Annotated in this window: 8 protein-coding genes; 7 read left to right on the top strand and 1 reads right to left on the bottom strand. The window is 62.5% G+C overall.

Features of this window, described 5'->3' with window-relative positions; translation table 11 throughout:
* Positions 1–62: 62 nt before the first annotated feature.
* Entirely contained in the window at positions 63–518 is a 456-nt protein-coding gene (locus PPA02S_RS16365; protein WP_028632117.1) for an REP-associated tyrosine transposase, read from the bottom strand.
* Positions 519–702: 184 nt separating this feature from the next.
* Here PPA02S_RS16365 and PPA02S_RS16360 point away from each other — a divergent pair, with 184 nt between their 5' ends.
* The 7 genes from PPA02S_RS16360 (at position 703) to cysW (ending at position 9167) form a co-directional block, all read left to right on the top strand.
* Positions 703–1791 carry an efflux RND transporter periplasmic adaptor subunit gene (locus PPA02S_RS16360; protein WP_028632116.1) on the top strand — a complete coding sequence of 363 codons (1089 nt, stop codon included), beginning with the start codon at positions 703–705 and terminating at the stop codon, positions 1789–1791.
* On the top strand, positions 1788–2855 hold the full coding sequence (locus PPA02S_RS16355; RefSeq protein WP_028632115.1) for an efflux RND transporter periplasmic adaptor subunit: 1068 nt from the start codon (positions 1788–1790) through the stop codon (positions 2853–2855). Before PPA02S_RS16360 ends, PPA02S_RS16355 begins: the two co-directional genes overlap by 4 nt.
* Positions 2852–5923, top strand: a complete 3072-nt coding sequence (locus tag PPA02S_RS16350; RefSeq protein WP_028632114.1) for an efflux RND transporter permease subunit — start codon at positions 2852–2854, stop codon at positions 5921–5923. The genes PPA02S_RS16355 and PPA02S_RS16350 overlap by 4 nt, the downstream gene beginning before the upstream one ends.
* Positions 5924–6124: 201 nt before the next feature.
* Positions 6125–6307 carry a sulfur starvation response protein OscA gene (oscA, locus tag PPA02S_RS16345; protein ID WP_012274726.1) on the top strand — a complete coding sequence of 61 codons (183 nt, stop codon included), beginning with the start codon at positions 6125–6127 and terminating at the stop codon, positions 6305–6307.
* A gap of 49 nt (positions 6308–6356) precedes the next feature.
* The gene (locus PPA02S_RS16340) at positions 6357–7364 is read left to right on the top strand and encodes a sulfate ABC transporter substrate-binding protein (protein ID WP_028632113.1); all 1008 of its coding nucleotides are present in this window, start codon (positions 6357–6359) and stop codon (positions 7362–7364) included.
* 100 nt (positions 7365–7464) lie between these two features.
* On the top strand, positions 7465–8283 hold the full coding sequence (cysT, locus tag PPA02S_RS16335; protein ID WP_028632112.1) for a sulfate ABC transporter permease subunit CysT: 819 nt from the start codon (positions 7465–7467) through the stop codon (positions 8281–8283).
* 11 nt (positions 8284–8294) lie between these two features.
* Positions 8295–9167: a sulfate ABC transporter permease subunit CysW gene (cysW, locus tag PPA02S_RS16330; protein WP_028632111.1), complete on the top strand. Its 873-nt coding sequence runs from the start codon at positions 8295–8297 to the stop codon at positions 9165–9167.

Here is a 9167-nt window from a genome sequence, read left to right as displayed (position 1 = left end):
TGACTGGCAGTTTGGGTGCCACTGTGGGAGCGGGTTTACCCGCGAATGCCTGAAGTCATGACTCAGAGCCATACCGCATCCCAGTGTGGATAGTCCCCGACACGCCTTGCCAAGCCAGCCCGCAAGGGGTTGGCGACGATGTACCGGGCCACATGCACGATGCTTTCCTCCCGTCGCAGAGCTCGATCCTGATACCCAGGTTGCCACACTGGATCATGCTCAAGCCCTGCCTGGTGCAATGCGCGACTGGACCTGGATTTGAACCTGCGCATCAATGTACCTAGCGTTGCGTTCTCCAATTGTATGAGCCAATGCAAGTGGTCTGGCATCAACACCCAGGCGAGGGAACGACAGCTTTGCTCCTTGTCCGACTGGTACAGGTGCTGGATGACCAGCCTCGCATGAGCGAAATTGTGAAAGAGGGGCTCACGCCCGTGGGTGACCGTGGTCAGCAGATACAGCCTGCCAGGTTCTGAGAAACGGCCGCGACGAAGCAGTTGGGAGTTAGCCCTGGGCAATCTGTTCTTCCTTGCAGGGTGGCTCGCTGTTCAAGTTAGTGCAGGCCAGAACCAGGCGCGTAGTAGAGCGTTTCTGAATATGGCCAGATAACCCGCCAGCAACATGCCGATGATCTTTATCGAACCCTGACCTACGCTAACAGTCGCATGCCAAGAATCTTTTGCGCGCAAGAAAGGAGCCTGCATGACGTTGACGCGTGCGCTATCGGTGGTGGGCCTGGGGCTGCTGTGTGCGCTTGCCGGCTGTAGCCAGGAAGAACTGCCGCCAACGCTGCCCCGGGTAGGCGTGCAGCAGGTGCAGCCTGCAGACTTCGCTGCGCGGGTCACCCTGACCGGCGATGTACAGGCGCGCGTGCAGACGGACCTGTCGTTCCGCGTGGGTGGCAAGATCATTTCGCGTAGCGTGGATGTGGGGGACCATGTCAAGGCCAACCAGGTATTGGCGCGGTTGGACCCTAAAGACCTGCAGAACAACGTCACCTCTGCCAAGGCCGAGGTGTTTGCTGCCCAGGCGCGGGTCACCCAGACGCAAGCCGCTTTTGTGCGCCAACAGAAACTCCTGCCCAAAGGCTATACCAGCCAGAGTGAGTACGACGCCGCCGAGGCCGCCCTGCGCAGCAACCAGAGCGCCCTCAAGGCCGCCCAGGCACAACTGGCCAATGCCAACGAGCAGTTGAGCTACACCGCGCTGGTGTCTGAAGCGGACGGTGTAATCACCGAGCGCCAGGCCGAAGTCGGGCAGGTGGTGCAGGCGACCATGCCGATTTTCGGCCTGGCCCGTGACGGCGACCGTGATGCCGTGTTCAACGTCTACGAATCCCTGCTGGCGGCCGAGCCAAGCGATGCCAGCGTGGTGGTAAGCCTGCTGGACGACCCCAAGGTCCAGGCCAGGGGCGCCGTGCGTGAGATCACCCCGACCGTTTCTGCCCAAAGCGGCACGGTGCAGGTGAAGGTCGGGCTGAAGGATGTACCAGCGGCCATGCAGTTGGGGGCACCGGTGACGGTCAGCACCCAGGGCCGGGGCAAATCCAGCGTGGAGTTGCCTTGGTCGGCCTTGACCAAGGGCATCAAGCAGCCAGCGGTATGGGTGGTAGGCGAGGGCGACAAGGTGCAGTTGCGTGAAGTGGAAGTCAGCCGCTATCTCACCGGCAAGGTGGTGATCGGCAAGGGCCTTGAAAGCGGCGAAACCGTGGTGGTTACCGGTGGGCAATTGCTGCACCCCGGCATGCAGGTGGAAAAGGTGGCAGCCGATGCTGCGGAGAGCCCGCTATGAAACCGCTGCTGTGGATGATGTGTGCAGGCCTGCTGCTGGCCGGCTGCAGTGAAGATGAGCCGCCCGCCGACCCGGTCCGCCCGGTACTGTCCGTGGTGGTGCAGCCCCAGGTGGAAGCCTTGCTGGGCCGGTTCGCCGGGGTGATCGAGGCGCGTTATGAGAGCACCCTGGGCTTTCGTGTCGGCGGCCGTATCGCCCGCAGGTGGCTGGATGTAGGCGCACAGGTCAGGCCTGGCGACACCCTGGCCACCCTGGACCCGACCGACCAGCAGAACCAACTGCGCGCAGCCGAGGGTGACCTGGCCCGGGTTCAGGCGCAATGGATAAACGCCCAGGCCGATGCCCGTCGGCAGCAGCAGCTGTACGACCGGGGCGTGGGGGCCCAGGCGCAGCTGGACATTGCGCAGACCAACCTGAAAACCGCCGGTGCGTCGCTGGAACAGGCCCGTTCCTCGGTCAACCAGGCCCGTGACCAGCTGGGCTACAGCACCCTGCGCAGTGATCACGGCGCCGTTATCACCGGCTGGCAGGCCGAAGCGGGGCAAACCGTTACTGCCGGCCAGGCCGTGGTCACATTGGCCCGGCCCGATGTGAAGGAAGCCGTGATCGATTTGCCAATCGGCGTTGCCGAGCAGTTGAACCCCGACCTGACCTTCATCGTCGCCTCGCAGCTTGACCCTGCGCTCAGTACCACAGCCACCTTGCGCGAGCTGGAACCCAGGGCCGATGCCACCACCCGTACCCGCCGTGCGCGGCTGACCCTGGCCAGTACCCCTGCGGCGTTTCACCTGGGGACGGCCATCAGCGTCACCCTGAGCTCGCAGGTCACCCCCCGCAGCGAACTGCCCGCCACCGCATTGCTGGAGCGCGAGGGCAAAACCCAGGTGTGGGTCATCGACCCGCAGCAAAAAACCGTTGCCCTGCGCGATGTGACCCTGATCGACCGCACCCGCGACAGCATTATCGTGTCCGCCGGCGTACAGCCTGCCGAGCGAGTGGTGATCGCCGGCGTCAACAGCCTCAAGCCTGGCCAGAAAGTCGCCTTCGACGAGGACGCGCAATGAAAGGAAGCTTCAACCTGTCCGAGTGGGCGCTCAAGCATCAGTCGTTCGTCTGGTACCTGATGTTCGTTGGCCTGCTGATGGGCATCTTCTCGTACTTCAACCTGGGCCGTGAGGAGGATCCGTCCTTCACCATCAAGACCATGGTCATCCAGACCCGCTGGCCAGGCGCTACCCAGGACGAGACCCTGTTGCAGGTCACCGACCGCATCGAGAAGAAGCTCGAGGAACTGGACTCGCTCGACTACACCAAAAGCTACACGCGCCCCGGGGAGTCGACGGTATTCGTCTACCTGCGCGACACCACCAAGGCCGGCGACATTCCGCAGATCTGGTACCAGGTGCGCAAGAAGATCCAGGACATCCGCGGTGACTTCCCCGATGGCATCCAGGGGCCTGGCTTCAACGACGAGTTCGGCGACGTGTTCGGCTCCATCTATGCCTTTACCGCCGACGGGCTCAGCTTGCGCCAGCTTCGCGACTACGTGGAGCGGGCGCGGGCCGAAGTGCGGGAAGTGCCCAACATCGGCAAGATCGAGATGGTCGGCATTCAGGACGAGGTGCTGTACCTGAATTTCTCCACGCGCAAGCTGGCCGCGCTGGGTATCGATCAGCGCCAGGTGATGCAGGCGTTGCAGGCGCAGAATACGGTAACGCCGGCCGGGGTGATCGAGGCCGGGCCGGAGCGCATATCGGTGCGCACCACCGGGCAGTTCGCCTCTGAGAAAGACCTGCAGAACGTCAACCTGCGCATCAACGACCGCTTCTTCCGGCTGGCGGATATCGCCGACGTGGAGCGCGGCTACGCCAACCCGCCGTCACCGATGTTCCGCTACAACGGGCAAACGGCACTGGGCCTGGCCATCGGCATGAAGGCCGGCGGCAACATCCAGGTATTCGGTACAGCGCTCAAAGAGACCATGCAGCGCATCACCCATGAGCTGCCCGTAGGCGTTGACGTGCACACGGTGTCCAACCAGGCGGTGGTGGTCGAGAAGGCGGTCGGCGGCTTTACCAGTGCGCTGTTCGAGGCGGTGATCATCGTGCTGGCGGTGAGCTTCGTCAGCCTGGGCGTGCGCGCCGGTTTGGTGGTGGCGTGTTCGATACCGCTGGTGCTGGCCATGGTGTTCGTGTTCATGGAGTACAGCGGCATCACCATGCAGCGCATCTCGCTGGGGGCGCTGATTATCGCGCTGGGGTTGCTGGTGGACGATGCCATGATCACCGTGGAGGTCATGGTCACGCGCCTGGAAATGGGCGAGACCAGGGAGCAGGCGGCCACGTTCGCCTACACCTCCACTGCATTCCCCATGCTCACCGGCACCTTGGTGACCGTGGCAGGCTTCGTGCCCATTGGCCTCAATGCCAGTTCGGCAGGGGAATACACCTTCACCCTGTTTGCAGTGATTGCCGTGGCGTTGCTGGTGTCTTGGGTGGTGGCTGTGTTCTTCGCGCCGGTGCTTGGCGTGCATATTCTCAATGCCAAGAAAATGAAGGCCCATGACAACCAGCCGGGCAGGGTGGGCCGCGCCTTCGAACATGGCCTGTTGTGGAGCATGCGCCACCGCTGGCTGACCATCATCGGCACGGTGGTGCTGTTCGCGCTGTCGGTGTTCTGCATGCGTTATGTGCAGAACCAGTTTTTCCCGGCCTCGGACCGCCCGGAGATCCTGGTCGACCTCAACCTGCCGCAGAACGCCTCTATCGAAGAGACGCGCAAGGTGGTCGACCGCCTGGAAGCGACGCTCAAGGACGATGAAGACATCGACCACTGGAGCACCTATATCGGCGAGGGCGCGGTGCGCTTCTACCTGCCGCTGGACCAACAGTTGCAGAACCCGTACTACGCCCAGTTGGTCATCGTCAGCAAAGGCCTGGAGCAGCGCGGCGAGCTGATCGCCCGCTTGCAGAAGCGCCTGCGTGAAGACTTCGTGGGCATTGGTTCCAACGTGCAGTCACTGGAGATGGGCCCGCCTGTTGGCCGCCCCATCCAGTACCGGGTCAGTGGCAAGGACATCGACCAGGTGCGCAAGCACGCCATCGAGCTGGCTACCTTGCTGGACAAGAACCCCAATGTTGGCGAGATGATCTACGACTGGAACGAGCCTGGTAAGGTGCTGCGCATCGAGATCGCCCAGGACAAGGCACGTCAGCTGGGGCTGTCTTCGGAAGACGTGGCCAACGTGATGAACAGCATCGTCACCGGTGTGCCGGTCACCCAGGTCAACGACGATATCTACCTGATCGACGTGGTCGCCCGTGCCGTGGACAGCGAGCGTGGCTCGCCGGACACCTTGCAGAACCTGCAGATCCTCACCCCCAGCGGCACCTCCATCCCGCTGCTGGCGTTCGCCACGGTGCGCTACGAGCTGGAACAGCCGCTGGTGTGGCGCCGTGACCGCAAGCCCACCATCACCCTCAAGGCGTCGGTCAATGGCGATATCCAGCCAACCGACCTGGTGGCGCAACTGAAACCCGATATCGAGAAATTCGCCAGCGAGTTGCCGGCCGGTTACGAGGTGGCAACCGGCGGCACGGTAGAGGAGAGCGGCAAGGCGCAAGGCCCGATCGCCAAGGTGCTTCCGCTGATGCTGTTCCTGATGGCGACCTTCCTGATGATTCAGCTGCACAGCGTGCAGAAGCTGTTCCTGGTGGTCAGCGTGGCACCGTTGGGGCTGATTGGCGTGGTGCTGGCGCTGGTCCCCACGGGTACGCCAATGGGCTTCGTGGCGATTCTCGGCATCCTGGCGCTGGCAGGCATCATCATTCGTAACTCGGTGATTCTGGTGACGCAGATCGACGAGTTCGAAGCGCAGGGCTTCTCGCCGTGGGACGCCGTGGTGGAGGCTACCAACCACCGTCGCAGGCCGATCCTGCTGACGGCAGCCGCCGCGAGCCTGGGTATGATCCCGATTGCCCGGGAAGTGTTCTGGGGGCCGATGGCCTACGCCATGATCGGCGGCATCATCGTCGCCACCTTGCTGACGCTGTTGTTCCTGCCGGCGCTGTATGTGGCCTGGTACAAGATCCGCGAGCCTGAAAATACCGATCAAGCACAGCGCCCAACCTGACATGAAAACCTGTGGGAGCGGGCCAGCCCGTTCCCACAGGGATCAGGTTTCTCACCTGAGAACTGGCCTAATATTTTGGTTATATAAACATTCTTAAACAGTATTTTTAAGAATATCCCAGCCTCACTACTATTGCCCTCAAGCCAGGCGCATTCCCCTTCCCATCTCTCAGCCCGGCACCTCACTCCAAGGAGAACGAGCATGAGTGCATCGCTGCGCAGTATCGACGGTCAGGACGAAGCCACCATCCTGCGGGAAATCCAGAGCGCCCTGCGCGACCTGCGTTTCGGTGCGGTGGAGATCACCGTGCACAACGCCCAGGTGGTGCAGATCGAACGCAAGGAAAAATTCCGCCTGCAACAGCCTGGCAACAAGCCCAGCTGAACCCGCCTTACCCTTCAGAACTAGAAAAATGCCAATCGGGAGCTTCACCATGTCCATCCGCCGCTATGCACTCGCCGCCCTGGCCAGCGCTGTTTTTGCCGGTTCCGCCGTCGCCAAGGACTACGAACTGCTGAACGTGTCCTACGACCCCACCCGTGAGCTGTACCAGCAGTACAACGCCGAATTCATCAAGCACTGGCAGCAGTCCCACCCGGACGACAAGGTGAAAATCCAGCAGTCCCACGGTGGCTCGGGCAAGCAGGGCCGTGCGGTGATCGACGGGTTGCGTGCCGACGTGGTAACCCTGGCCCTGGCCGGTGATATCGACGAAATCGCGAAACTGGGCAAGACCCTGCCCGAGGACTGGCAGAAGCGCTTGCCCGATGCCAGCACCCCCTATACGTCCACCATCGTGTTCCTGGTGCGCAAGGGCAACCCCAAGGGCATCAAGGACTGGGGCGACCTGATCAAGAAAGACGTCTCGGTGATCACTCCCAACCCGAAGACCTCCGGCGGCGCACGCTGGAACTTCCTGGCGGCCTGGGCCTATGGCCTGAAAACCGGTGGCAGCGAAGAGAAAGCCAAAGCCTATGTGCAGGAACTGTTCAAGCACGTGCCGGTGCTGGATACCGGGGCGCGTGGCTCCACCATCACCTTCGTCAACAATGGCCAGGGCGATGTGCTGCTGGCCTGGGAAAACGAAGCGTTCCTGGCGCTGAAGGAAGACGGCGGCGCCGATAAGTTCGACATCGTGGTGCCGTCCCTGTCGATCCTGGCTGAACCACCGGTTGCGGTGGTGGACAAGAACGCCGAGAAAAAGGGCAATACGGAAATTGCCACCGAGTACCTGAAACACCTGTACAGCCCGGCTGGGCAGAAGATCGCCGCCGAGAACTTCTACCGCCCGCGTGATGAGAAAGTCGCGGCCGAGTTCGGCAAGCAGTTCCCGAAACTGGACCTGGTGACGATCGACAAGGACTTCGGTGGCTGGAAAACTGCGCAACCCAAGTTCTTCAATGATGGCGGTGTGTTCGACCAGATCTATCAGGCACAGTAAGCGGCCAGGATGATGCGGGGCTGTGTGACAGCCCCAGAATCGAAAGCCAGCACCGGCCCGGCATGACTGCCGGGCCTCGTGCGTTCAACCAGGGATATTTATGTCACGTCGCATTTCCCCCGTCATACCCGGCTTCGGGCTGACGCTGGGGTACACCTTGGTGTACCTCAGCCTGATCGTGCTGATACCGCTGGCCGCCATGTTCGTGCATGCCGCCCAGCTCACCTGGGAGCAGTTCTGGACCATCATCAGCGCGCCGCGAGTGATCGCCGCGTTGAAGCTGAGCTTCGGCACTGCCCTGTTCGCGGCCATCATCAACGGCGTGATTGGCACCCTGCTGGCCTGGGTGCTGGTGCGCTACACCTTCCCCGGCCGCAAGATCATCGACGCCATGATCGACCTGCCGTTCGCCCTGCCCACCGCGGTTGCCGGTATCGCCCTGACCGCCCTGTACGCGCCGGCCGGTTGGGTCGGCCAGTTCGCCACTGACCTTGGTTTCAAGATCGCCTACACCCCGCTGGGCATCACCCTGGCGCTGACCTTCGTCACCCTGCCGTTCGTGGTGCGCACGGTGCAGCCGGTGCTGGCCGACATTCCGCGCGAGGTCGAGGAAGCCGCTGCGTGCCTGGGTGCCAAGCCGCTGCAAGTGTTCCGCCATGTGCTGGCGCCGGCATTGCTGCCAGCGTGGCTCACCGGTTTTGCCCTGGCGTTTGCCCGTGGCGTGGGTGAGTACGGTTCGGTCATTTTCATTGCCGGCAACATGCCGATGAAAACCGAGATCCTGCCACTGCTGATCATGGTCAAGCTCGACCAGTACGACTACACCGGCGCGACTGCCATCGGCGTGCTGATGCTGGTGGTTTCCTTCATCCTGCTGCTGCTGATCAACCTGCTGCAGCGCCGCATCGAAACCCCTTGAAGGAGGCCGGCATGTCCAGTTCATCCCTGAATGCAACCGCCGCTGCCAATGCCGCCCGCCGCGGCAGCGCCACCTCGCGCCGGGTGCTCATCGGCCTTGGCTGGCTGGTGTTCGCGCTGTTCCTGCTGCTGCCGCTGGTGATTGTGGTATCGCAGGCGCTGAAAAACGGTTTCGGCACCTTCTTCGAAGCCATCTTCGAACCCGACGCACTGGCGGCCTTGCGGCTCACCCTGCTTGCAGTGGCGATCTCGGTGCCGCTCAACCTGGTGTTCGGCGTCAGCGCGGCATGGTGCGTCAGCAAGTACAGCTTCCGTGGCAAAAGCATCCTGGTCACCCTGATTGATCTGCCGTTCTCGGTATCGCCGGTAATCGCCGGCCTGGTCTACGTGCTGATGTTCGGCGCCCAGGGCCTGCTCGGCCCGTGGCTGCAGGACCACGACATCCAGATCGTCTTCGCCCTGCCGGGCATCGTCCTGGCCACCATCTTCGTCACCGTGCCGTTCGTGGCCCGTGAGCTGATCCCGCTGATGCAGGAGCAGGGCACGCAGGAAGAGGAAGCCGCACGTTTGCTGGGTGCCAATGGCTGGCAGATGTTCTGGCACGTGACCCTGCCCAACATCAAATGGGGCCTGATCTACGGCGTGGTGCTGTGTACCGCGCGGGCAATGGGCGAGTTCGGCGCGGTGTCGGTGGTGTCCGGCCATATCCGCGGTGTGACCAACACCTTGCCGCTGCATGTGGAGATCCTCTACAACGAATACAACCACGTGGCGGCCTTCAGCGTGGCCAGCCTGTTGCTGATCCTGGCGCTCTTCATCCTGCTGCTCAAGCAGTGGAGCGAGAACCGTATTAACCGCCTGCGCCACAGCGCCGCGGAGGAATGA

This window comes from Pseudomonas parafulva NBRC 16636 = DSM 17004 (assembly GCF_000730645.1).
GTDB classification, from domain to species: Bacteria; Pseudomonadota; Gammaproteobacteria; order Pseudomonadales; family Pseudomonadaceae; genus Aquipseudomonas; species Aquipseudomonas parafulva.
This window is presented reverse-complemented; position numbering and strand designations above follow the sequence as displayed.

Coding starts and splice junctions, on each gene's coding strand:
- PPA02S_RS16355 (WP_028632115.1), top strand. CDS start 1,788: ATGAAACCGCTGCTGTGGATGATGTGTGCAGGCCTGCTGCTGGCCGGC.
- oscA (WP_012274726.1), top strand. CDS start 6,125: ATGAGTGCATCGCTGCGCAGTATCGACGGTCAGGACGAAGCCACCATC.
- PPA02S_RS16360 (WP_028632116.1), top strand. CDS start 703: ATGACGTTGACGCGTGCGCTATCGGTGGTGGGCCTGGGGCTGCTGTGT.
- PPA02S_RS16340 (WP_028632113.1), top strand. CDS start 6,357: ATGTCCATCCGCCGCTATGCACTCGCCGCCCTGGCCAGCGCTGTTTTT.
- cysW (WP_028632111.1), top strand. CDS start 8,295: ATGTCCAGTTCATCCCTGAATGCAACCGCCGCTGCCAATGCCGCCCGC.
- PPA02S_RS16350 (WP_028632114.1), top strand. CDS start 2,852: ATGAAAGGAAGCTTCAACCTGTCCGAGTGGGCGCTCAAGCATCAGTCG.
- cysT (WP_028632112.1), top strand. CDS start 7,465: ATGTCACGTCGCATTTCCCCCGTCATACCCGGCTTCGGGCTGACGCTG.